The organism is Asanoa sp. NPDC049475 (genome assembly GCF_040676915.1).
In the GTDB taxonomy this organism is placed as follows: domain Bacteria; phylum Actinomycetota; class Actinomycetes; order Mycobacteriales; family Micromonosporaceae; genus Asanoa.
Genome location: NZ_JBFAPY010000017.1, coordinates 1 through 24,639, shown reverse-complemented (window position 1 = coordinate 24,639; position 24,639 = coordinate 1). Strand labels below are relative to the sequence as shown.

Below are 24,639 nucleotides of genomic sequence, written 5' to 3'. Positions count from 1 at the left end.
AGGCTGCGCCTTGGGCAAACCTCGTATCGGGCTGGCCGGGCAGCCGAGTCTCGCAGCCGGATCGCCCCGCCACCGGCTCCGATCTCGATCGGCAGCCAAATCTTGCAAGGTCACCCGTCGGCCCCGGGGTCGACCGCTGCCTCGTAGAAGGCTTCCGCGAGCGCCGTGATGACAGCGCTGATGGCGGGACCGTCGCTGAAGAAGTAGTCGGCCATGGTGTTGTGGGCCTGCTGGTTGTCGACGACCGCCTCAGTGACAGCCGTTAGGAAGTCCTGCGATTCCATGAACTGCTTCTTCGAGTTCACCTTGGCCTGGTTGACCAGGTCCGGATAGGAGAGAAGCTGCTGCACCAGTCCCTGCACGAACTCGCGGACCTGAGACGCAGAGAACGACGCGGCGCCGAAGAGGTCATTCATCTTGTCGATGACGACCTGCAGTGCGACGTACTTGGGCTCCTTCTGGGTGCCGGTGCCTGCGGCGCCGATGCCCTTGAGCTCGCCGTCACCGGTCAGCGAGATGTCGACCGCGGTCCCTTTGCTGAGCTTGACGCCTACCAGGACCACGTCGGAGAGGTCGACCTCCGCGGCCCATGAAGAGTCTGCGATGACCTTCTCCAGGAGCCGCAGGAAGATCGACAGCATCTCCATGTAGGGGTCGCCGTAGTCGACGATCTGACTCATGAAGTCGTAGAGCCGGACGTATGTGGAGACGTCCTTGCGGAACAGATCGAGAGTGTTGAGGGTGACCTTGTCGTCGGCCTCGATCGCCGCCGCGTAACGGCGGGCGAAGTTGTTCTTGGCCGGCCCGATCGCTGCCGACAGCGCGTTGTTGCCCTTCCGGGTGATCCACAGCTCGGCGACCTCTCGTACGTGCTCTGGCGTGTAGATCCCGGATTGTGCGAGCTTGTTGCCGAGATGGACGACGACGTACGGGTCGGTCTCGGTCTCAAGGGTGGCGTTGGTGAAGTACGGCTCGAAAGCAGCGCGGATGTCTTCGGGCTTGTTCACGAAGTCGATAACGAACGTGGTGCGCTTCTGCTCCCCGCCCGCAGTGCGGTGGGTGCGGTTGAGCCGGGACAGCGTCTGCACGGCAGTGACCCCGGATAGCTTCTTGTCGACGTACATCGCCGAGAGCAACGGCTGGTCGAACCCAGTCTGGAACTTGTTGGCAACCAGCATGATCTTGTACGTCGTACCCTTGAATGCGGCTGCCAGATCCCCGCCGGCGCCGGGGTTCAGGTTCGCTTCGGTGAAATCGTCATTCTTGCTCGGCTGCGGCCCCCAGTCCGAAGCCCACTCCTCGTCCTCGGCCATCGTCACCGAGCCGGAGAAGGCGACCAGAGTGCGGTAGTTGTACGAGTCGTCAATCGCAGCCCGCTTGGCGACGTAGGCGTCGATCGCCTTCTTGTACTTCACTGCGGACTTGCGCGAGTCGGTCACGACCATCGCCTTCGCCTTACCCTCCAGCAAATGGGCGACGTTGACGTGGAAGTGCTCGACGATGATCTGCACTTTTTGGCTGATGTTGGTCGGGTGCAGCTTCACCCACCGCATCAGCCCCTTACGAGCCGCGGCCTCCTCCACCACCCCGTCGCCGCTCGCAGCCTTGCCGACGATCTTCAGCGCGGTGTCGTAGGACTGGTAGCCCCTGAGCACGTCGAGGATGTAGCCCTCCTCGATCGCCTGCCGCATCGAGTAGAGATGGAACTCAACCGGCTTCCCGTCAGGACCTTTACGGCCGAAGAGCTCCAGAGTCTTGTTCTTCGGCGTCGCGGTGAACGCGAAGTAGGAGATGTTCTCCGAGTCGGCCCGCTCAGCCATCTCCGCGGCCAGAATCGCCTCGATATCGACTTCACCGCCCTCCTCGATCTCCTTGACCTGCTCCGCAGTTAACACGGCCTTGAGCTTGGAGGAGATCTGTCCGGACTGCGATGAGTGCGCCTCATCGGCGATCACCGCGAACCGTCGTCCCTTCAGCGACGAGTCCGCCCGAATCTCCTCATGCGCGAACGGGAAAGTCTGCACCGTCACCGCGATTATGAGCTCCCCGTTCTTCAGCGCGGTCGCCAGCAGGCCGGACTTCGACTTCGCGCCTGCCTTGCGCACGTCCTCCGGGCTGATCGTGGCCACGATCTTCCCCGACCCGTCGATCTGCCGGATCGCGTCCTGGAGCTGCCCATCCAGGACGTTGCGGTCCACGACCACAATCACGGAGTCGAAGACCTTCTCGTCATTCACGTGCAGCCGCGCCAACCGGTGCGCGGTCCAGGCGATGGTGTTCGTCTTCCCCGACCCTGCCGAGTGCTCGATCAGGTACCGATGCCCCACCCCCTCCGCGCGCACTGCGGCCACGGCCTTCGTCACGGCCTCCCACTGATGGAACCGAGGGAAAAGCATGCTCGTACGCCGCACCGACGTCCCGGTCGCGACATCCCACTCCTCCTTGGTCTCGACGATCATCAGCCGGCCGATGATGTTGAGCCAGGTGTCCTTCTCCCAGACCCGCTCCCACAGGTACGCCGTCGCCGACCGGCCGCCCTCACCCGGCGGATTCCCCGCGCCGCTCTCGTGACCCATGTTGAACGGCAGAAAATACGTCTTCTCGCCCTCAAGCCGGGTCGTCATCGCGGCCAGATCGTTAGAGACCGCGAAGTGGACCAGCGCCCGGTGCCCGAACGACAACAGCGGCTCCAGCCGTCCCTTGGTCAGGGGTTGGCGGCCTTTGCGGTACTGATCGATCGCCTCGTCGAGGGACTGGGTGAAGTCGGTCTTCAGCTCGACGGTGGCGACTGGGAGCCCGTTCACGAAAAATACCAAGTCGATGCTGCGCTGGTCGGCGGTGGAGAAGTGCACCTGCCGCACCACGCGCACCCGCGTCGCTGCGTACTGCTCGTTGGTGGTCGCGTTCATGCTGGTCTCGGGGCGGAACTGCGCCATCTTCAACCGTCCACCGCTGATGTAATGAACCCCGTTTCGCAGGATGGCCAGCGTCCCGCCACCATGTTCCAGAGGCTTATCGAGCGCCGTGGTCAGCACGTCGAGGAACTTCGCCTTCGAGCCCGCAGCCTTCACCGCTTTCGCGTATGCCGCCTGCTGGGTCTCCTCCAGCCAGGCGAACAGGTCATCGGGGAAAAGTGCACGCTCGCGGTCGTAGCCGGTATCGTTCACCGAGTAGAGCCAACCGTGGTCGGCCAGATACTCGCAGATCTCTGACTCGAAAACGACCTCGTTGTGATCGGCCATCACGCAATCTCCCGCACGTCGAACTGACCCGTAACAACAGCCGTGATCAGCGCCGCCCGGCGCTCACGGACCAAATCGATGAACCGCTCGGTCTCAGCGATCAACTCGTCGATCTTGGCGGTCTGTTGGTCAAGATACGTCGCGATCCGGTGCTGCTCATCGATCGGTGGAGTGGGCACCGGCAGTGAACGGATAGCAGAGACATTGATCCTCCTGAAGGTGCTGCCAATCATCGCAGCCTCAATCGCGTGCCGCGCCTCAGCTCCCACCAATGCATAGCGCAGGAAGGTCGGGTGAACGTCGCTCTTCCGGCGGAGCAAAACCGTCTCTTGGCCAATCGCGAACTCGGGCAGGCCAGGTGCGACCACCGACACCAACCCAACGGAAACGTTCCGAATAAACAGAAGATCTCCGGCACGCGGCGCACGACCAGCGGCTCTAAGATGTTCGAAAAACTCAGCTGTCGTGTAGTTGCAAGCTGAGAGATCAACGGTCGCAGCCTGGCATTCGCGGATGCTCGCCACCGGGTAGCGCTGATCGTCGTCGACGAACTCTGCGGTCACATGGGCACAGTCAATGACATCGACGAGTCGCCGAAGCCGAGTTCTCTCCGAGGTTGCGTCCAGGACCGTATGTGAGATCAGATCCGCGCGACGGTCGCGGAGCATCTCGATCAGGCGCCGCTGCTCCTCGATGAGGGTGTCGATCTGGGCCGTCTCGCGGTCGAGGTAGTCAGCAATGGCGCGCTGCTCCTCAATCGGCGGAAGGAGAACAGGCATTACCCGATACAGATCGTTATCGATCTCGGCTTGGCCGATCCTCACGCCCCGAGACTGCAACGCGTAGCCCGTCGCGTAGGCGGGGCTCCGGAAGAGCCAATTCAGGTAGCGAGAGTCTGCATCGTGCCGAGGAGCGAAGCAGATGTAGTGTCCCGAAACAATCCCTCGCAGGCTGGAGATGCCGACCGACCCTTGCCATGCCTTCATACGGTTCGTGACCAGCCATCCAGGGTGGACGAGCTGATAAATGTTCCGGTTCTCGGCTGTCTTGTTGATGTTGTCCCTAGAGTCCTTCGCAACGACACCGTAGTCTCGGAAAACCGACAGCATTCGTTCATCGGGATGCCCTATGTCCTTGAGGCGCTCGAACATCGACCAAAGTGGCCTCATCGTCCAGCCTGCGGGAACAGCGCCAAGCCACGGCACGCCCGAGTCGACGTACTCGGTGTATCCCGCGGTCATCCCTCGACCTCACGAAGCAGATCGAGGATCTTGGCGACCTGCTTCTCTAGGTCTGCGTCGATTTCTGAAAGACGCCGGGGTGGCACGTACTTATAGAAGTGGCGGTTGAAGGGGATATCGTAACCGGTTTTGACCTTTGTCCAGTCAATCCAGGCGTCGGGGACATGAGGCTTCACCTCGGCGTTGAAGTACGCCTGAACGACCTCGACCTTGCTGGCCGTGCCGGCCGTCGAGCCGCCGTACGTGAAGGGGACGTTCTCGGTGTCGCGCTTCTTCGTATCCGGTTTAGGCTTGCCGTTGCGATCGACTACAGGTATGCCGGATTCGTCGAGGAGAGGGCGTTCGAGAGTGATGGTCCAGTAGCCGAACTCGTCGTTGCGCAGCACCTTCGAGTAGTCAGGGTCGGCCTCGGTGAAGTCGGAGTACAACGTCACAACTCTGACGCGGTCGGCGTCGCTGATCTCGCGGCCCTTTGACCCGAGGTTCTTGCGCATCTTCGTCCAGAACGACGAACCGTCGATGAGCTGGACCATGCCCTTGCGGTGGGGGTGCTTGGTGTTGTCCAGGATCCAGATGTAGGTAGCGATGCCGGTGTTGAAGAACATGTTGGTCGGCAACGCGACGATCGCATCGACCAGGTCGTTCTCCAGCAACCATTTGCGGATGTTGGAGGGACCGGACTCGGCAGCGCCGTTGAAGAGCGGCGAGCCGTTCATCACGATCCCAGCCCGCCCGCCGCCGTCCTCAGGCGCCCGCATTTTGTGGGAGAGATGGAGTAGGAAGAGCATCTGCCCGTCCGAGGTCGACGGGAGGCCGGGAGCGAATCGGCCGTAGGGGCCAGCGGAGTCGCGTTCGGCGGTGACCTTCTTGGCGTACTGCTTCCAGTCGACGCCATAGGGCGGGTTGGACATGCAGAAGTCGAACTGGCGGCCCTTGAACGCATCGTCCGTGAGCGTGTTGCCGAAAGCGATGTTGGTCGCGTCGTGGCCTCTGGCCAGCAGGTCGGACTTGCAGATCGCGTACGACTGAGGGTTGTACTCCTGTCCGTACAGGCTCAGCTTCGCGTCGGGGTTCTGTGCGAGCAGGTGTTCCTCGGCCAGGGCGAGCATACCGCCGGTGCCCGCGGTGGGGTCGTACAGCGTGCGGATGATGTCGGCCTCGGTCAGGTCGGCGTCCTTCTCGGCGAAGAGCAGGTCGACCAGCAGCCGGATAGCGTCGCGCGGGGTGTAGTGGTCGCCGGAGGTCTCGTTCGCAGCCTCGTTGAACTTCCGGATGATGTACTCGAACGCATCGCCCATGTCGGCGTTGGAGACGACGTCCGGATGCAAGTCGATCGCCTTGAAGGACGTGATGACCTGCCGCAGGAGCTCCGCTTTCTCGAGGGCAAGAATCTCCTTCTTGAAGTCGAAGTACTGGAACACATCGACGTCGGGGGAGAACCGGTCGATGTAGTCGGCCAGGTTGTCCGCTAGCCCATCGGCGTCAGTCAGCAGGTTGGCGAAGGAGTAGTTCGAGGTGTTGTAGAACGGCCGACCGGTCGCCTTCTTGATCTCGATCTTGAGCCGGTTGGGGTTGTCGTACTTCACCGCCAGCGTGCGCACCGTTTCCCGATCGGACTCAAGGATGCAGTCGAGGCGTCGCAGAATTGTGAGCGGGAGGATCACGTTGCCGTACTGGTTGGGGCGGTAGGGGCCCCGAAGCTGGTCGGCGATCGACCATATGAAACTACCGAGGGCGCTCACAAGGCTCCTTAGGTGGATCACTCGACGACAGATGCTGGACGCCCAGTGCGAGTCAGTGCGTGCCGTCCGAGCAGGCGGCAACGCACGGTCTGCAGCAACCGATGCGCCGTAAGAACATCATCGCGCATCACAACACCCCGCTTGCCGCGCGTCCGGCAGCAGAGACCAGCTCGTCGAGTCTGTCGCAGCCGGCGTCCCGCCGTGATCGTCCTCTCGGCCAGACCCTGGTTGCGCCACTCGCGCAAGACGCGACGGCCAGCCTTTCGGAGACTCCTGCGGTCCCGTACTGGCTACGACAACGGCTATGGCAAGAGAACGGCCTCAGTACGCGGCCGTCCAAGTTGGCGGCGCATCGGATGCTCGGTGGCTCGGCCACGCCGACGAGACTGATACGCCATAGGCCCAGACTATGGGTGTGTAACGCCTGCTCGAGACCGCGCAACTTGAACGGCCGGGCGCCAGCCCATCCGCCCGTACTGACTTACGCCTCGAGATGGCGCTGATTCTCGATGGAGTCGTCGCAACTGGGCGTAAGCGCCATCGGAACACCCGCGATCAACCGCGGGAGCAGCAGGTCGCGGAGCATACCTGTTGCCTCGACAACCTTTCGATGTGCGCGGATCTTCGCATCGATGAGTTTGGCGACCTCAACCACTGATTCTTGGACGGCAAGTGGCGGAAGGACGAGTGGAAGGCTGCCTATCTTGCTCGTGTTCACTGTTGGGAGCACACCTCGGTTGGTGTTGCCCGCGAGCCATTCCTTGACCGCTGGGTGAGTCAGGTAACACGAGAGATATGCAGGGAGGACGTCGCGAAGCACGCGTACGCGAATACAGGAGCTGCCCAACAGCCAGCCGCGGTGTTCGTCCGTCGCCAACGCGTGCCGGCTCGTCTGCCCGATGCGTACTAGGACGATGTCACCTGATTCGAGGCGATACTTTCGCAGCCGTTCGGCAGTTGCGGGGCCGATGCTTGCGCTGGGGTCGAGAGCGATGCCGTCCGGACCGACGTCGCCAGCCTTCACTACTGGGACGCCGCCTGTGACGTTCTCCGAGCGCGTGAGCACGGAGCCGGATGGACCCGACTGAACTTCACAGCAGTCCTCTAAGCGTCGTGCGCTCCAGGCGTCCGGAACCTCGCCGATCAACGTGTCCACGGCGTCAGCTCCCTAAGCCGCCGCTCTAGAGCCGAGTCGGCCGTCCGAGCTTCCAAGTCCAGTCTGGATATTTGTCTCGGCAGGGTTCGGAGTTGTTCGTCTGTCAGGTTGCTGGCTGCGGCGGCTCGATGTTGGTCGAGGTATGTCGCTGCCTGGAGGTCGTAGCCATGGTCTCGAATACTAGTTACCGGCACCACGGCAGACCGTACGTCGCCGACTGTCGTGGGGAGGCGCCCTGCGCCGTTCACCCAGTAACGGTAGGCATCGAGGATCGCGCGGCGGCCGCGGTGGCTCAGCATTCGGTGGGTCGGCCTTTCCCGGCGGGCAGCCGAACGGGCGTCTATCAGCAAGACCTCGTCGCCGAAGCTGTGGTCAGGATGCGACAGAAACCAAATCGTCACCGGAACTGTCGTTTCGCGAAATAGCTGGTCAGGGAGGCCGACTACACAACGGACGACGCCGCCTTCGACTAAATTCCGTCGAATCGTGTGCTCTCGACCGGTCCTTGCGAAGGTGGCCTGACTAGGCATGACAACGGCGGCTCGACCAGCCGGCGCCAGCGCCTCGAGCACGCTCTGCACCCAGGCGAAAGCTGGATCGTGCGGGGATGGTTCGCCGTAGGGCCACGACTGCGGGTGGCGTGTGGTTGGAGTGTGCCAGGCTCTCATACCGAAAGGTGGGTTGAGCAGCACCGTATCGAAAGGACCAGCGCCGGCATCAACTTCTTGAGGATCTGCGGCTGGCCCATCGCCGAGATCGACCTGCATGTCGCGTAACGCGATGTTGATGTTGGCCATGCGCCAAGTCCGCGTCGTCGCCGCCCGGCCGGTTATAACTGTCGAGATCTCCGAGCTGTCACCACCGACGTGGTTCGCTGTGGCGACCAGCATGCCACCGGCGCCGCAGCAAGGGTCGTGCACGCGCGTTCCAGCCTTAGGATCGAGCATCTCGACCATCAACCCGGCTAACTCCGCAGGTAGGAGATATTCGTCGCGGCTGTGGTGCCGCTCCTGTGCGAACCGGTCAATCAGATAGTCAAATGCTTCTGCAGGGTGTATCCGTACCGAGCCGATGACGAACACGAGCTTGACAAGGTGGTGGCACCACCACGGTGTGCCGGGTAGGTCCTGCAACGCTGCCGTGGCGTTGGCCAGCCTCGCTGGCTGCCGGCTCCGTACGCGGGTGAGGGTTTCGCGGATTGTAGCGGAAGAGGACATTGCCAACTCCGTCCAGCCAAGGGCGTCGGTTCCGCGAATACAGAGCAGCGACATAACCACAGCTTCAAAGACTGTCGGGTCGGTGGTCTTCTGCAACAGCTGCTCGAGCGGGATCCATAGCTCCTGGTTGAGTCGTTCCTTCGGCTGTCGGTCTGGTCGTTCGTCGACCGCGCCCGACCTGGGTAGGCCAACCGAAAGACGGAAGCGCATCCCATACGTCGCTCCACTGCGTTCGCCTGACAGCAACGCGTTCCGCGGGATCTTGCGGCTGTCAAGCCACAACGCCACCTCCTGAGTCGGAAAGCGTGACTGCGATCCGTGCATCACGGCGCGAGGGAAGTCATGGTGCCGGCGAGTCCACACGCTGATTGTCTGGGGAGTAACGCCAGTAGCTCGCGCCAAGTCGTCCCTGGTCATCAGGCCTTCGAGGAGCGGCATCGTCATTGACCCGACCGACGGCGGGCAGCGGCGGTACAGCCACGGCGGCTGTTGCCCTTCACCGCATCTATCAGCTCAGCCAAGTGGCGGGTCCGCTGCCTGCTGATAACTACCCATGCGAGGAACAGAATCAGCGACAGAGCCGCCAGCAGGATGTTGACTGCGGGCAGATCGTTGAAAATTCGCGCCAGTTCAGCTGCCATACTGTCTCCCTTGAACAGTCTCGTCGTCGTGCGAGCTCAACGCTATGGCCTCACAACCGGCAGTGTCGCCCGCGTACGTCGAGTACGCGTCCAAGTGTTTCGTTGTTGGCCCCGGCGATTGATGAGTGACACGCGTACGCGCAGCCTGTCACCCCACAGTGAGTGCTTCGGATCCCGGAATGCACCCGCGCGCTACACCATAAGGCCAATTATGTGGGCATCTCTCGCGTTCGCGAGCCGGCTGGTTGCTTTGCGTCAGCCGACCACGAATTCGGCCGATGCACCGTAGGCCCTGCTGTCGCGGTGCCGGCATCCGGCGGGACAACGAGGTGAAGGATCACGGTGTCCCGGTCCCAGTGGTAAGTCAGGCGTAGCCCGCGCCGGGCGTAGGCCTCCGCGTGGCGCGCCGCGGTAACGAGCTCCGTCTGGTCTTCGGGTGGACCCATCTCGACCGACGCGATGGACTCGACTCGCGCTTCGGCGGAATGCGCCGTCTGGCGGAGGAATGCGGTCACGGGCGCGGTGAGGGCGTCTTGCCGCAGGTAGACGGTGGGTGGGTGGTCCGCGGGAGGCTCGGGGAGGTCGCGGGCGACGCAGCGGTAGTAGATGTGACCGTGGTGGACGCCGGCGTTCATCCGGCGGTGGCAGAGTCCGCAGGTGATCAGGCCTCGGAAGAGGTAGGGCCGGGTACTGCGTCGCGGGGCCTTACCGGTGTCGCCAACGGTGCCGCGAGTACGGAGTGCGTCCTGGACGCGGGCAAAGGTTTCCGGGTCGACGAGGGCCTCGTGGGCCTGGCCGGTCGACCAAACCCAGTCGTCAGGGTGGTTCCAGCGGTGAACGGTGGTGTAGCCCGCGGCGACGTCATCGACGTCGAGCAGGACGTCGTCGCCCCGCTGACGATTCCAGACCTGGCGGCCCGTGTAGCGCGGGTTGGTCAGGATTGCTCGAACGGCACTGATCTGCCAGGTAGTTCCGCGGCGATGCGGGTTGCGGTCCCGGTCGTGCGCCGACGGGCATGCGATGCCGTCGAGCGTCAGCCCACGGCCGATCGCGGTCAGGCCACGCCCCTCGAGGTACTCGGCGAAGATCCGCGCGACCGCGACGTCTGGGTCGGGCTCGAGACGGTGCAGTCGGCGGCCGTCGCCGGCCCGAGCCGGCTTTGGGGGCGGTCCGGCATCGGCGATTCGGTAGCCGTAGGGCGGGCGGCCCCCTAGGTAACGACCCTCCGTGCGCGTCTGGGCGGTCATCGCGGCGCGGACTCGTGTGCGGACGCGGTTCCGTTCGCCTTTACTCATGCCGCCATAGAGCGCCATGACCAGGTCGTGTGCATCGCTCCCCGGGCCGACCGGTCCGCCCATCTCTGGGACCCCGAGTTCGACGCCGTAGTGGACCAGGATGGGGAAGGTCATGCTGAACTGGTCGCCGTAGAAGGCACGCTGTGGCTCTCCGATCACCACCGCGCCGAACGATCGGTCCAGGCTCTTGATTGCGGCCAGGAACTGGCTTGCTCGTGGGCGTCGCCTCCACGGCAGTGACCGGGAGATCCCGACGTCGATGTACTCGGTGACGATTCTCCCTGCGGTCGGCGTGACTAGATCACGGGCGCGCGCCAGCTGCCACGCGCACGAGGCGGTCGGGTCTTGATGGTCCTCGGTGGAGACCCGGCCGTAGAAGGCAAACAGTAGGCCCGCACCGGCACGTGGTTGCATGTTTCAACGATCAGATGCGCCGCCGTTTGTGTCAGCACCCGACCGACAACTGTGCCCGGGCAGGGAGTTTATGTCACTCGCAACGGTGATTCGCGTCTGTCAGGTGTGCGAGCTGAGCGTCGGCGCCCGTCATCGGCGACAAGGCTCTGGCTTCGTTGGCGAGACACTCGAAGGAGCCAGGACCAGTCTGTCCCGCTGGCTGAGCGCGTGGGAATTGCCAGTGTGCGATGCGGGAGGCTTCAGGTCGCGAAGGGAGAGCGAATGCGTCGACCGGTGCCCCAGTCGGCAGTTCAAGCTTAGCCAACTCAGGTGCCGGAGGGGTCAACATCCTGAGGGTCGCGGCTTCCCCTCTCGCTCGCGGTGTGACCGGGGTTCTCGTACGCCTCAAGGATCATCGCGACAACGTGATCGACCACCGGCGACAAAGCTGCGCGTGGTAGGTCTGGATCTTCGAAAACTCTCTCGAAGATCGCCCGAACCCGCTTCTCTCGGACGTCTCTGGCGTCAAACCGGCCTGGACCGGCTAGATATCGCTTGACCGCTGTCGCGTCACGCACGAGTCGAACAAGCGCACCGGCATCGAAGGAACGGCCGCCACGCTTGGCGACCAGAACCGCCAGAGGTGGGAGCACTCGCCGACCGTGATCGAGCGCGTAGTTCTCCAACAGTTGAGTCGGAACGGCCGATTCGTGAGCCACCGCGACAGCCATGATGCCTGCGCACGTATCCGCCAATCGGACCGGAGAACGGCGCGCCCACGGCACCGTCGGGCTGGTCCGAAAGCGCGAGGCAGTACCGATGTACCTCGACAGCGACCAGGCGTTGGCGTGGACGAAGAACGTTGATAGTGGCAGATAGAGCCGGCGGTAGAACTCGGCCTCGATGCCTCCCCCAGTAGCTTGATCTATGGCCTCGGCCATACGTCGTATCTGCGGCGGCTGTGATTCGGGCCCGAGCGCGTCAACTGCCTGATCCAGGACTGCCTTCGGGAACAGGTCGGTCATTTCGAGGAGCGAGGCCAAGGTCGACTTGGCTGACCGTAGCTGTGCCCCGCGAAGGATGGTGATCGCATCAGGCTCCCGAAGACACCAGATGCCAAGGATGACCGTCTCCATCGATGTCCGCGCGAGTTGGGCGGCCGCCTCGCGGTGGCGTCCACGCACGGCACGACGAGTCTGGCGCTGGAGGTCGAGAACCCTCAACAGGGCCAGCCTCGCCATATCCAGGCCAGTGACCTCGTCATCGCGTGGAAAGGGCCTACCCAACACGAGGTTCCGTGCCTTTCGACGGACGCGAGTTCGGCGGATCAGGTCCGGATACGGCAGTATGCCGCGCAGCACCAGGCCCGCGGTCGCTCGCAGCAGATCTATCATTGTGGCAGCCTGGCAGGTTGCGGCGGCCCAGTACATCCCATTTCGTGCACCTGGCCGCCTCCCCACCACTCCTCAGCGACTCGAGCAGCGCCACATCGGTCTCCATGAGGGCGGAATTTCAGCGGAGCAGCCGAATCTGCTCATTCATGGCGCGACGATAGGCGCCGAGTGCTTCCTGGTACGCGGGCAGGGTAGCGGCATCGTTCCCGTCTCGGCGGAACGATAAGGCAGCCTCGTATACATGCATTGCTGCCTTATCGATCACTTCTGGGCCGGCCTCTATCACGTCGTCGCGCAAGTCGGCCGCGTCCTTGTCGCTTTGTGACATTTGAATTGCCAACGTCCTGCATTCTGCCTCAATCTCGCTTGAGCGATCCTGTTCGTTTCGCCACTCACACTCCTTCCACGCTCCAGTCTGGGAATGGTATTCCCGGACGCCGTCGTAGTACCGTTCGTACATAGCAATTGTCCGATCATCTCGCCTCTGCCTATCCCTGTCCTTCCTATCCAAGGCGGCGTAGATCACGCCCGATACGCCAACGACGACGCTCACAACAAGCGAGATCACTGAAACGATCATGTTTCGGCGCGCATACCCCGAGTCGGGCGCACCTGCTGGCTTAGCGGCTTCCTTCGATCGATTTTTCGCCACGAACTAGCAGGCTACGTCGTCCCCGCAAGCGAGCCTCTGGCCTCGATGGACGGCTGCGGACGACGATGGTGCAGCCCCTGGAGGAACCCCGCGCTCAGATACTCCAGCGTGCGGGTCGGCGCGCCTCGCACTCGCCGCGATGTCGGCGAGCGTGTCCGAGCGCCCGCGGACGAGCGCGGTGCGTGTGCGCGCACATTGGCGTGATCGCGGAGTTAGGGATGATGGCATCGTCGTGTATCACTGAATGGTGAGTCGAGAGGATGTTCGGCTCGTCGTGGACTGCGGCGCGTTGCGACTGCTGCTCTCCTCTCAGCTCCGGACCGTCCCTGGTCACCGCTGACCGTTGACAAGCAGCGGTCGTGTCCAGCACTGTGCTGGTCTTGCCGCGGCGCCACAGCAGCCATCAGATTCACCATAAGGACAGTTATGTGGGTGCTCCTCGCCTTCGCTGGCCGGGCCTGAACCCGGCGTCAGCCGACGAACTCGGCCTGCCAGGCCGTCGACTCCATGGTTGGGCCGCCGGCCGCCGCCGGCGGGGTCGGCACGGCGGCACGGCGGAGGATCAGGGTGTCTCGGTCGGGGTGGTGGGTCAGGTAGTGCCACACGGCACGCGTAGGCCTCCTTCAGGCGCGCCGCGTCGGCGTTTCGTTCGGTCTGGCTATCCAGCGAATCTGGCTCGCTCGACACTGTGGGCGGAGGGACCGTCGATCGACGTTCAGGCAGGTCTTGCTACCCACCGTTTCAGCGGTCGGGAGTCGACTGGACTGGGCTGGTGATTGACGGAGGAACGGCCGGCCGCGGCGAAGCATTGATATCGAGCCGAACATGTTCGTCGTCATTGACAACGAACACCGGTTGACCACGCGTCCACGCGGGCGTAACCAGGAAGTAGCGGCCATTTGCCCGTATGATCAGGCGCAGGTTCTCGTACGCAAAACCGTACCGGTCCGCGCTGGCGGATCCGCCGGGCTTTACTGGTATGGCCAGATCCTTGTCAGCGTAAAGCGTGATTTTCGGTGCATCCTTCAGGCCGCGTTGTAGCGCGTCGGCGTCCTGCTGGCCGTTGAGCTCAGCGAATGCTCCCACCGTGAGCAGAACGAAAACCGCGGTTGCAACCAAAGTGGTCCGTGCCGTGCTTCGAAGCCGGTCGTGGAGGGATTGCGCTCGGCTTGCACGGTCGTCAAGCTGGATGTCTTGTGAGCCCTTCTCTGCGACCCGGAAGAGCCAGCCGGTGATGGTGCCGAGCACCATGGTAATACCAACGACGGTCCACACTGGAATTAGCCGGGTTTCAGGGCTGCTGAGCCACCTACCGGCAAGGGCCAACGTCAGTCCAGCCACGCCGCAGACCGCCAATGCCGCGTCGGCAGTGTGTCGGAACTTCCCCGTGGCCACCGAGCTAGCCGCCATAACGAGGCGGCCGGCGATAGTGGCGATTGCCAGGAGTACTGCTGGTATCACCAATGCGTTTAGGCTGCGAAGCATCAGGTCGGGTGGTGACATGGACAGCAAGGTCATATCGACACCGAGGTAGCGGTATAGGCTTTGCGTCCGCGCGAAACCGTAGAAGTAGAGGACCGCTCCAAGTGCCGCTCCCTGCGCTGCGACTGATGTGAGGATCTCCAGCGTGCGTCCGCCGGGCTGCCGTCCGTCGTGTTGTTCCTGTGACGTAGATGCCGTCATCTCCATGACACCTCGAGCGACTCGCGATCGATGAAGCCGTCGCATGAACGACATGCGTATCCGAACTCCACAGAGGCTTCGACCCTCCAGATGGAGGGTCCCCCCTCTGGCGCGCGCAGCCCGAAGACCAATGAACCACTCCAGTGTTGTGGACCAAGCTGCCGGATCTTGAATTTAAGTGGTGAGGCCGCAGCCTGTGGATTAAGAACTGCCGCGACTGGCTCCTCCCGTGGAGACCCAGACGGTGGCGCGGTGCCGGGCGAAGCAGCCGGCGAAACGGACCGCAACGGACGAGCAACGGCACTGCATCCGGAGAGTGCGGCATTTTCGTCTGCTGACTGTAGAAGGCGGATGAACGAGAAAGTCACTTCGGATTCTTCTGCTAGCGCCTTCTCCGACCAAAGTTCGGTCTCGATACGAAACAATGCGCCATCGGCGTAGATCGGCACCCTCCTCGTCCAGGCGTCGCCGGGTTCATCCTGCGTGCCCGAGTTACAGGTGTACTCGCGCAAGCCGATTGGGCCGCTCACCTCATCCAGCGAAACCCACGACGTGGGCGGAGCGTTCGTGATTGGAGGGAAGACGCGCAAATCCCCCTTTAGCGCCCAAAACGCGAGCCATGCCAAGACCGCGAGTACCGAACCCAGCGCAACGATGATCGGGAAGATCATCTTCCGCGATTGTCTGCTGGGCGATAGTGTGGCAACCCGGGTTGCTAACGTCCAGTCCCGCTTGGCTTTCTTATTCGCCATCGCCGACCGCCCGATTTCTCGGTAGGGATACAGCCTCGCTCGTGCGGATGATGGTCCTGAGTATGCATGCCCGGACAGGAAGGGCCCCGATGGGGGTCGGACGTTAGATCATTAGCGTAGGGCCAGTTCACAACCCGCCGCGCTGAAGGCCACCCGCCGGCCCACCGCCCTACGTTCAGCTCTCCGAATGTTCGTTGACAGGCCCTCCAACGCCCAACGCGCAACGCAAGAACAATTATGTGGGTGTCACTCGCCCTCACGGTCCGCACGTCCGCCGCTAGCCGACGACGTACTCGGCCAGAAGCTCCGCGGGCGGCGCGGCCGCAGCGCCGATCGCTGGCGGCGCCGCAACCTGAAGGATGACCGTGTCTCGGTCCCAGTGATAGGTCAGGCGCAGTCCAAGTCGGGCGTAGGCGTCCGATTGGCGTGCCGCCGCGGCGAGCTCCGTTTCACCTGCCGCAGACGCCGTCTCGCCCGGCGTTGGGTGCACGCCAAACCCGTCGACCGCTTGCCCCGTTTGTCGGAGGAACGCGGTCACGGGGGCGGTAAGAGCGTCCTGCCGCAGATAGACGGTGGGCGGGTGGTCCGCCGGGGGTCGGCAAGGTCGGTGGCGACGCAGCGGTAGTAGATGTGGCCGTGGTGGACGCCGGCGTTCATCCGGCGGTGGCAGAGACCGCAGGTGAGCAGGCCGCGGAACAGGTAGGGCCGGCTGCTGCGTCGTGGGGCCTTGCCGGTGTCGCCGACGGCGCCGCGGGTGCGCAGGGTGTTCTGGACACGGTTGAAGGTGTTCGTGTCGACGAGGGGCGGATGCGCTTGGCCGGTGGACCAGATCCAGTCGTCGGGGCGGTTCCAGCGGTGGACGGTGGTGTAGCCGGCGGCGACGTCGTCGACGTCCAAGAGGACGTCGTCACCGCGTTGGCGGTTCCAGACCTGGCGGCCGGTGTAGCGCGGGTTAGTCAGGATCGCCCGAACCGCAGTGATCTGCCATTCCGTTCCGTCGCGATGCGGGTTGCGGGCACGGTCGTGGGCGGAAGGGCAGGAAATGCCATCGAGCGTCAGTCCTCGAGCGATGGCGGTCAGGCCGCGGCCGGCGAGGTACTCGAAGAAGATCCGTCCGACGGTCGGTGCGGTGTCGGGATCGGGCTCGAGGCGGTGCAGCCTGCGCCCGTCGGCTGCTCGGGCGGGGTTGGGATGCGGCCGGCGTCCGCGATCCGGTAGCCGTAGGGCGGGCGGCCACCGAGGTAGCGACCCTCGGTTCGCGTCTGGGCGGCCATCGCGGAGCGGACACGCAAACGACCACGGCTGCGTTCGCCCTTGCTCATCCCGCCGTAGAGCGCCATGACCAGGTCGTGGGCGTCGCTGCCAGGGTCTACCGGTCCGCCGATCTCGGGCACCCAGAGCTGCACGCCGTAGTGCACGAGCATCGGGAACGTCATGCTGAACTGACTACCGTAGAAGGCGCGCTGCGGCTCACCGATCACCACCGCGCTCCACGGTCTGCATGAGCTCCTGATCGCCTCCAAAAGCCGGCTGGCCGCCGGCCTTCGACTCCACGGCAGAGATCGGGACACAGCGACATCGAAGTACTCGTCCAGGATGCTTCCACCTGACGGGGCAACCAGGTCCTCGGCACGTCCTCTTTGCCACGCGCGTGAGGCTTCGGGGTCCTGGTTGTCTCCCGTGGAAACACGCCCGTAGAAGGCGAATCCGAGTCCGGCAGCTATGGACGGTGTCATGTTTCTAACCATCGGCCGCCGCGGCTCGCGTGTCAGTATCCGGCTGCGCCGTCCGCCCGGTTGGGTCGCGATCTCACACTTCAAGGTGTCCGGCTCCGGTGCCGAACGCTAGGGCGTGGCAAGCCGCGGCGGTAGCATCGCCTCGCTTGGGTGGCCGGACAGCCAGATAGGAGCCGCGGACAGCGCGCCGGGCTGGTTGGGCGTGTGCAGGGCCAACCTGGCCGCGGCCGCACCCGAGCCCTAGTGCCAGGGACTCGACCTCGATAGCGTCTGGCCCATGTCGTCGAACCGGCAGCAGATCGCTGATTTCTGGGACCAGCACGTCGATGCCTGGCTCGCCGGTGACGATCCGATGCCGGATCCTCTGCCGTCTTGGTACAGCTGCTACGCGGGCAAAGGTGTTGGCGCCTCGACTCGTGAGGGGTTCCCAGAGCCCTATATCGGCGACCTTCGTGGCGTTCAACAGGCGCCACGGATGGTGGTGCTTGGGCTCAACCCTGGCGCCTACCGACGTTCGTTTCAGTCCCGCGATGGGATCTTCGCGAAGCAGATCGCGTCGCTTGGTTCGTTCAGTGCCTGGAGCCGCAGCGGCCCGTACCACGGCGGTGAGTGGGACGCCGAGATGGGTCCGAACCGGTTTCATCGCGCTCGCGTGGGCTTCGCTCGGAACTGGTTGAATGACCCGGCAGTGGACTGGAGTGGCCTGCTGGTCATGGAGCTGTACCCGTGGCACTCGACATCGGTGACGGCATCCATGACCCCGCCGTCTGGTGTCATCGACACCTTCGTGTGGCAGCCGTTAGCTGACCTGGATGTGCCTGACGTCTTTGCGTTCGGACGCCCGTGGCAAGCGCTGGCGCTGAGCCTGGGCCTGCGGCAAACCGATTCCCTGGGCGCCGGCGGCCGCTGCTACGGCTCGGGCGTCGAAAGCCGGGCGGTCCGCACGTTTGATCTTCCCTCTGGACAGCGTCTTGTCGTTGAGTGGCATTCCGGGAGCGCAGGCCCACCCAGCGCGGCCGAGACCGCCCTTCTCCGGCAGGCGCTCACGCAATAGCGGTCTGCGTCCCAGCACCGCATGAAAGCTACGTCGCCGAAGGCGTGCGTTGTGGCCGAGCTGAACGTGCGACCCGGATGGGTGATGCCGACCGCGCCAATGATCGGGCACCCTTCGCAGCATGTCCTTCGACACTGTGATCGACGCCTTGGCCGCGATGGAACCGTCGCCGCGCAAAGAGCGGTGGCGAAGTCTTTCGTACTGCGTGATTGACGCTGTCTGGTCGATCGCCAACCGTTACGACGACGTGGTGAAGCCGCTCGTCCGGCGGGTGGCCGAACGAAACGGCGATCAGAGGCCGGTAATCGATCCGTCAGAGCCCTTGCCACCGGACCCACTGCCGCTGTCAGCCCTGCTCGAGCGTTATCCGAGCACCGAAGCGCTCCGATACGACACCAACGACCAGCGCACTTCCAGCCGCAGTGGGATCCTCAAGGCTGAAGCCGTGCTGCTCTACGCCGACATACTCGTCGAACACCAAGTGCCCGACCTCGCTTCAGCCGCGGTCATGATGGAGGACCGAGAGCGTTGGGACGAGGTCGACCAGGCTCTGGCCGCCGTGCGAGGTGAAGGCAAGTTCGGCGTTCGACGAGGCTATCTGTGGATGTTGTGCGGTTCCGACCACCTGATCAAGCCAGATCGAATGATCCTGAGATGGCTCGACCGGCACGGCTGCTACGTAACCCCAGTCGAGGCCCGCAACCTCGTGGAACGAGCGGCCGAGACGTTGACGATGCGCCTGCATCGGCCCGTGACTCCATGGATGGTGGACCGTGCCATCTGGAAGGCCGAGCGAGCTCGGCCCGCGGTTGGTCGCCAGACCACGATCATGTTCAACGTGGCCGACTGGCCGCCGCTCAAGAACGAAGCGACGTCTCTGTTCGCGGCTCGGCATCCGCAGCGCAACCGAGTCGAGAGCCTTCTCTCCGCCGCGACCGCAGCCGCCACAGAGGCGAACTGGGTGACGACGAAAGAGGACGTTGCCCTTGACGTCACGATCTGCTCGCCGGCGGCGCAACCACCTGGCGACGCCACAAACTTCCTCGGCGGCATCGCCGACGTGCTGCAGGGCAAGCGGGTCTCACCGAATCTCGACACGGCTCACCTCCCCAGCCTCGACGACGTAGCGCTGTTCGCCGATGATCGGCAGATCCAGGAAATCGGGTACCGCGTCATCCCCGGGCAAGCACCTTCGTACTCGGTACGGATCACGGTACTCTGAGCCGGCCCAGTTGCGCGAACACATGCATGCGCGGACGGCGCGGCGACAGATTGCGGGTGGCCAGTTCTCACCAAGAAACCTGGATCGGGAGGCGCAGCATCTCGGTGGCTCGCGAATGGTTAAGCCGGGGTCGGAGTAGATCGACTATCCGGAGCCGGACACAAGGCATCGCCATTGAATTCGGCGGCCGCCGGCGCTTGCCCTGTCGCGCCGTGTACCGCTTGCGGCTGCGGGGTCGACAGGTCCGCTAGCGCGGATCAATCGGCGCCTGGAAAGCAACGGTGTGCGGGGCGGCGGTGGCCAGCGACGCTACGGCTCTTCCACCGATGAGGTCCTGCCGGAGTACACCGAAAGTCACGCCTGATCAGGAAGACCCGTCGCCCGGTAGGCCTCGTCCGCGACGCGGTCGTCGAGCGCCGTGGCCACGTCGACGGAGATCGACCAGTGTCCGGCGATCAGCGACTGGGCAATTGCGTGCCGGGCATGGTCCGGATGTCCATTGTCGAGCATCGACTGTGCGATGATCCCGAAGGCGTACGCCCGCGCTTGCTCGTCCGTGATGGTGGCGGCCAGTGCGTTCGCCTGTGCGTAGCGCCCAAACGCGGCATGCCCCCGTGCCAGTTCGGCCGTTGCCTTTGCTTTGTCGTCATCAAGCGGGATCGTTTCCAGGACTGCTTCCGCCGCAACGAATCTGTCGGCGCGAGCCAGCACCGCCACGACGCCGGCCAGGTGCTCGCCTTCGATGCCGCGCCCAATCGCGACGTAGGTCTCCGGCCCCATGCCGCGATACTCCTCTGGGATCAGACGCGCTGCCGCGGCGGCGTCTGCGGCTAGCGCCTCGACAGTCTCTGCTTCGCCAATCGTGGATGCCGTCTCGGCCAGGCCGGTCAGGAGGCGAGACTCGGCCACCGGATATCCAATCGATCCCACCGTGGCCCACGCTCGCTTAATCATGCGGAGCGCCTGCGGGCGATCACCGGACCTGCCGAAGGCATTGGCCAAGAGGGCGAAGAGATCCGCCGCCTCATATGGGTCGTCGACCGCCGGTGCGAGAACCAGGGCCTGAGCGATTGCCTTCTGTGCCCGATCGGCCCGATTCTGACGGAGGAAGGCGTCGGCGAGAAGCAGTAGCCCTCGGGCTCGGACGCTCGGGTTCTCCGCCGCCGCGACCAGTCTCTCGGCCTGCTCGATCTGGCGGTTGCGCACCGCGCCGGCAATCTCCGCCGTCGCGTACTCCCGGCGCCAGTACGGCTCATCGCCGATGAGGGGCAGCGCCCGGGAGAGTTCGTCCAGCCCGGCCAGAACCTTAAGGATTTCGGTTTTCGAGTAGTCGGACTGGCGGTCCATGATCTGTTGCACAAGAGCCAGCGCCCCCGCACGTTCTCCGAGGTCCGTCATGACATGTGCTGCGGCCATTGCTGCGGCCTGTAGGTCGTAAGTGTGTCCAGTGGACGCGGCTAGGGATGCCACGTACCGCGCGACTTCGAGGGCCTTGCCCGGACGGCCTGAACGGGCAAGTGCCCGGGCCACGATGACCAGGTGCTTGGCCGACGGCGTCGACCCGTTGGCCAGGGCACGTGCCCGCTTTGCCAGGGCTATCGCAGCCGTCGTCCGACCTGCGTGCGCGAGATGCTGGGCCAAGGCGACGAGACCGTCGGCGCGTGCGTTTACGGTCGGCAAGGTCTCCATCAGCTCTTGGGCCTGTTCGATTTCGCCAGCCTCCGCCAGGCTTGAGGCGACCGCCGTGAAGGCCTTGAACAGCCGTGCCTCGTCGAATGTAGGCATCGTTCTGCAGACCTGCTTCGCAGCAGCGAAATGACCGGAGCGCGCCATCCTGCCGGCGACGACGCCGAAGGCGTCCACCTGCGCGGACGAGCTCAACATCGATTGAACGATCCGCAGTGCCTGCTCGAAGTCGTCGGTAGACGCCCATGCGTCGGCCAGCTGGGCAAGCGCCTCATCTCGATAGATCGTCGGCCGCATCGAACCTGCAGAGGCTTCGGCTTCCGGCGCAGCCGCGCGGAACTGTTCTGGCGAACCAACGCGCAATACGGTAACGGCGGCGCTGACCAGAACCGGGGCCCTCGCCTCTGGGTCTGGCCACGATCGAGCCATCATCCGTACAACGCTGATCACCCGCAGCGCCAAGCCCGGCCGCTCGGCGGCGCCGTGGCATTCGGCCACCGACAACAGGGCCTCTGCGCGCTCCGGTCCGGGCCGGATCACGCGGCTGATCTGAAGAGCGTGGGTGCAGTTACCGGCCGCCGCGAGCCCGCGTACGAGGGCGAGCTTCGCCGCTTGGTCCGAGCCTGTCCCGGTCAGACTGGACGCGAGCGCCTCCGCCTCTACCGATCGTCCCCCGGCGGGCAACGCCTCGATCACTGCGAGCAGGGGTCGACGCAGCCAGGACCCCACCGCGTGGCTGACCGGAGGCAGGTCGGTCGCCGTCCGGATCGCGATTTCGTACTGCCCCGCGCGGGCTGCCGCGGGCGCGAGCAGCAAGAACGCCTCGACCTGTCCGGCGGGATCATCGATTTGTTGTGCGGCCGCCTCCGCCTCTGAGAACCGTTCGGAATTCACGAGAGCTGCCACGATTGACAGCTGCGCCCACGTTCTGTCGTCTTGAGTGACGATGCGTCTCGCAACACTGTGCGCCTCCGCCGTCCGACCTTGCTCAGCGAGATTGGCAGTGATGTTGGCGTACAGCTGATCCCGGTGGTAATGGCTCGTCAGCGAGGCCGCGACAGCGGTCGCCTCCGTGATCCGTCCTGCCTCCGACTGCGCCTCGCCCATGGCGAGCCTCGCCTGCTCTAAGGAGTCGTCGAACGGGCTGCGGGGGGCCGGCATGGAGTCGGCCACTGCCTTCGCTTGATCCACCCAGCCCGCCCGCACAAGTGAACCGATGAGCGCCACCAAAGCTTCTGCGCGCCAATAGGGGTAAGTGATCGACCGCACGAGATTCTCCGCGCGTGTTGGGAAGCCGAGCTGCACCCACAGGTTCGGAAGTCCGGCCGGGACGCGGGTGTTCCGGTCGAGAAGCTCCTCTCGGCGGACCGCCAGCCGGAACGCGGCCAGCAGATCCGGGCGCACCTGTCCCGCAACGGCCTGCAGAGCGTTGGTCACCTCGTCGAGGGCCACCACGTCGCCGCCGATCAGGTCCAGCGCCCAGTCGTGCCGGGTCCGGTCGACCGCGCACTCGACCAGGCCGGCGACATCCCCCGCGCGGGAAAGCATCGACGGGTAACCGTGCAGAAGGTATTCGGGGGTGTCCGGCGGCCAGGCATTAGCGGCGTACTGTCGGTTCCATTCGCGCAGACGGTCCCGGTAGGTATCGAGCAGATGTTCGCCGAGAAAAGCCTCGCCGGCGTTCTGCAGCTCCTGGTGGCCGAGGAGGTAGGACGGCGAATCACCGGTCCGCTGGCGGAACGCTCGGCCGATCACCACCTCGAATGTGGCCATGATCCGGCCGGGCGCTGAGCCAGTGAGCTCCGTCAGGTCGCGCAGGGTTAGCGCTCCGCGCGCGGCGAGGAGAAGGCCGAGGATGTCCCGGCCGAGATCCGGGCCAGCGGCAAGCTGCCTCAGCTCCCGCCTCGCAAGTCTCTCGATGTCCGCCACGTACGGTGACGGCGCGAGCCGACGGATACTCGCGGTGGCGCGCAGAGGGTGCGAGGCCGGAACGTCGTCGGGAAGAACGTAGCTGTCTCTGCTGCTGACGAGGACGCGCAGTCCGGCAGCAGGGTGTAGCGGGAGGAAGGCCGCAATGCTCTGCCCAGTGTGGTCTGCAGCCGCTGTTCGGTCCTCGTCAAGACCGTCGACGACGAGTATCAGGCGCTCGCCGCGGCCGTCGCATTCGCCGGCAGCCTCCTCGATCCACTCGTGGAGTAGCGCTTCCCGAGGCGGCTTGCTGGCCAACGGCGGCACATCCCGGCCTAGTAGGTCACCGAGCTGCCGGAGAACCGAGTCAACCAGCGCATCCCGGGTGTCCTGATCAGCCAGGCGGCCCGTCACGAAGAACGACAGAAGCGAGAATCTACCGATCTGTTCGGGTGCCACGCGAATCACGAAAGTCGACATCAGCGCTGACTTGCCGGACCACGGGGGTCCCATCCACCACGCGTACGACGGGCGACCGTCATCAGTGCAGAATGCTGAGAGTTCTGCCAGCTCGGCATCGCGCCCGACGAGGTCCGGCGGCGCGATCCACGCGGCCTGCTGGCGGTAGGACCGCAGCGATGCTGGGGCAGCGTTCCCGGTCGTCGTTTCTACCCCTCGCGGGCGGAGATTCTCAGGTGGGGCGAGCTGCGCCGCTAACCATAGGTGGCGGATCTGGGCCGCGAGCGGGGCGAGTTCGCGGCTCTGTGACCCTGCCTCGAACCGGCCCGCCAACAGAGCCAGCGCCAACGCCACCGCCACTGCGTCGTCCTCGGTTCCCGGCAATGTGCCGCCGCCGATGATCGCGGCTATGGTGTCCCGCCTCGGGGCGGGCGAGCCGAGCACCGCGTCGACGGCGACCTCGTGCGCGGCAAGATTTTCCTCGTCGTAGTACAGGTAGCGGGCCAAATCCGAGGCCAGCTCGCTGATCGTGCGTTCCAAATCGGCCACGCGGGGGCCGCCCGCCTCCAGGTACAGGGCGTACAGGGTGACCTTGAACGTGCGGAGAGGACCTTCGGGAAGGTCTGGTGCTGAGATCCTCCGCTGCGACGACCGTGATCGGTCCAGCGGCGTTCGCTGTCGGCGCTCATCGTCACTCATCGGCACCCAGCATCCGGCACACCGTCGTGACCTGCCAATCCACCGAGCGAACAGGCACTCATCGGCACCCGGACGGAGCACTCCCCGTGCGTCGCATGATTCATCTTGACCGGCCGGTCAGCATCCGATCCTTCGACACAGGGGAGCCACGATGGACTCGACCGACGACCCCACACCCCGACGGCGCCTGTTGCTCGCCGCCGCGATCCGCGGCATCCTCGCGGGAGCAGTCAGTGCGAGTGTCAGCTGGCTGTTCAATTGGCTGAGCCAGGGACGCTAGCCACGCGCCTCGATTCGCCAAGGAGTCCCCTGCCGAGGAGAGACTCCTTGGCGAAGAGCGCCTTTGGGGCCGAACGCATTGCGATCTTCCTGGTCTAGTGTCGCGTGTCTGAAATAGTTTGACAGTTGGGATGTCGTACCCGAGTGCCAAAGTGCGGACGTGGATGACGCGTTGATTGTGCTGAGGC

At 64.5% G+C, this 24,639-nt stretch carries 18 protein-coding genes; 2 read left to right on the top strand and 16 right to left on the bottom strand.

The genetic code is table 11. From position 1 onward, the window contains the following. Positions 1–110: 110 nt before the first annotated feature. The 15 genes from AB0J88_RS39490 to AB0J88_RS39420 form a co-directional block, all read right to left on the bottom strand. Entirely contained in the window at positions 111–3,242 is a 3,132-nt protein-coding gene (locus AB0J88_RS39490; RefSeq protein WP_364362030.1) for a type I restriction endonuclease, read from the bottom strand. Further along, entirely contained in the window at positions 3,242–4,483 is a 1,242-nt protein-coding gene (locus AB0J88_RS39485; RefSeq protein WP_364362028.1) for a restriction endonuclease subunit S, read from the bottom strand. Before AB0J88_RS39485 ends, AB0J88_RS39490 begins: the two co-directional genes overlap by 1 nt. Then, positions 4,480–6,225, bottom strand: coding sequence for a class I SAM-dependent DNA methyltransferase (locus AB0J88_RS39480; protein WP_364362026.1), 1,746 nt, complete (start codon positions 6,223–6,225; stop codon positions 4,480–4,482). The genes AB0J88_RS39485 and AB0J88_RS39480 overlap by 4 nt, the downstream gene beginning before the upstream one ends. Positions 6,226–6,706: 481 nt before the next feature. Continuing rightward, positions 6,707–7,381 carry a restriction endonuclease subunit S gene (locus AB0J88_RS39475; RefSeq protein ID WP_364362024.1) on the bottom strand — a complete coding sequence of 225 codons (675 nt, stop codon included), beginning with the start codon at positions 7,379–7,381 and terminating at the stop codon, positions 6,707–6,709. Then, complete coding sequence (locus AB0J88_RS39470; RefSeq protein WP_364362052.1) at positions 7,369–8,922, bottom strand: class I SAM-dependent DNA methyltransferase; 1,554 nt, start codon at positions 8,920–8,922, stop codon at positions 7,369–7,371. The genes AB0J88_RS39475 and AB0J88_RS39470 overlap by 13 nt, the downstream gene beginning before the upstream one ends. A 116-nt stretch (positions 8,923–9,038) precedes the next feature. Beyond that, entirely contained in the window at positions 9,039–9,239 is a 201-nt protein-coding gene (locus tag AB0J88_RS39465; RefSeq protein WP_364362022.1) for a hypothetical protein, read from the bottom strand. A 209-nt stretch (positions 9,240–9,448) separates the two neighbouring features. Beyond that, on the bottom strand, positions 9,449–10,948 hold the full coding sequence (locus AB0J88_RS39460) for a recombinase family protein (protein WP_364362020.1): 1,500 nt from the start codon (positions 10,946–10,948) through the stop codon (positions 9,449–9,451). Positions 10,949–11,253: 305 nt separating this feature from the next. Further along, positions 11,254–12,321, bottom strand: a complete 1,068-nt coding sequence (locus AB0J88_RS39455) for a hypothetical protein (RefSeq protein WP_364362018.1) — start codon at positions 12,319–12,321, stop codon at positions 11,254–11,256. Positions 12,322–12,439: 118 nt separating this feature from the next. Beyond that, positions 12,440–12,973 carry a hypothetical protein gene (locus AB0J88_RS39450; protein ID WP_364362016.1) on the bottom strand — a complete coding sequence of 178 codons (534 nt, stop codon included), beginning with the start codon at positions 12,971–12,973 and terminating at the stop codon, positions 12,440–12,442. A 470-nt stretch (positions 12,974–13,443) separates the two neighbouring features. After that, on the bottom strand, positions 13,444–13,578 hold the full coding sequence (locus AB0J88_RS39445) for a hypothetical protein (RefSeq protein ID WP_364362014.1): 135 nt from the start codon (positions 13,576–13,578) through the stop codon (positions 13,444–13,446). 136 nt (positions 13,579–13,714) lie between these two features. Then, positions 13,715–14,662 (bottom strand): hypothetical protein, encoded by a 948-nt coding sequence (locus tag AB0J88_RS39440; protein WP_364362012.1) that lies wholly within the window; start codon positions 14,660–14,662, stop codon positions 13,715–13,717. Further along, complete coding sequence (locus AB0J88_RS39435) at positions 14,653–15,327, bottom strand: hypothetical protein (RefSeq protein WP_364362010.1); 675 nt, start codon at positions 15,325–15,327, stop codon at positions 14,653–14,655. The genes AB0J88_RS39440 and AB0J88_RS39435 overlap by 10 nt, the downstream gene beginning before the upstream one ends. A 358-nt stretch (positions 15,328–15,685) precedes the next feature. Then, a complete protein-coding gene (locus tag AB0J88_RS39430; protein ID WP_364362008.1) occupies positions 15,686–15,946 on the bottom strand; it encodes a hypothetical protein in 261 nt (86 codons plus the stop codon). Next, positions 15,943–16,488, bottom strand: a complete 546-nt coding sequence (locus AB0J88_RS39425; RefSeq protein WP_364362050.1) for a recombinase family protein — start codon at positions 16,486–16,488, stop codon at positions 15,943–15,945. The genes AB0J88_RS39430 and AB0J88_RS39425 overlap by 4 nt, the downstream gene beginning before the upstream one ends. Beyond that, positions 16,485–17,144, bottom strand: a complete 660-nt coding sequence (locus tag AB0J88_RS39420) for a recombinase family protein (RefSeq protein ID WP_364362006.1) — start codon at positions 17,142–17,144, stop codon at positions 16,485–16,487. Before AB0J88_RS39420 ends, AB0J88_RS39425 begins: the two co-directional genes overlap by 4 nt. Positions 17,145–17,421: 277 nt before the next feature. Here AB0J88_RS39420 and AB0J88_RS39415 point away from each other — a divergent pair, with 277 nt between their 5' ends. Together AB0J88_RS39415 and AB0J88_RS39410 are read left to right on the top strand one after the other, a co-directional pair. After that, positions 17,422–18,198 carry a hypothetical protein gene (locus AB0J88_RS39415; protein ID WP_364362004.1) on the top strand — a complete coding sequence of 259 codons (777 nt, stop codon included), beginning with the start codon at positions 17,422–17,424 and terminating at the stop codon, positions 18,196–18,198. 121 nt (positions 18,199–18,319) lie between these two features. Then, positions 18,320–19,420, top strand: a complete 1,101-nt coding sequence (locus AB0J88_RS39410) for a hypothetical protein (protein WP_364362002.1) — start codon at positions 18,320–18,322, stop codon at positions 19,418–19,420. A gap of 354 nt (positions 19,421–19,774) precedes the next feature. On the opposite strand, the gene AB0J88_RS39405 is transcribed toward AB0J88_RS39410, so the two are convergent. Further along, positions 19,775–24,172, bottom strand: coding sequence for a hypothetical protein (locus AB0J88_RS39405; protein WP_364362000.1), 4,398 nt, complete (start codon positions 24,170–24,172; stop codon positions 19,775–19,777). Positions 24,173–24,639 lie beyond the last annotated feature (467 nt).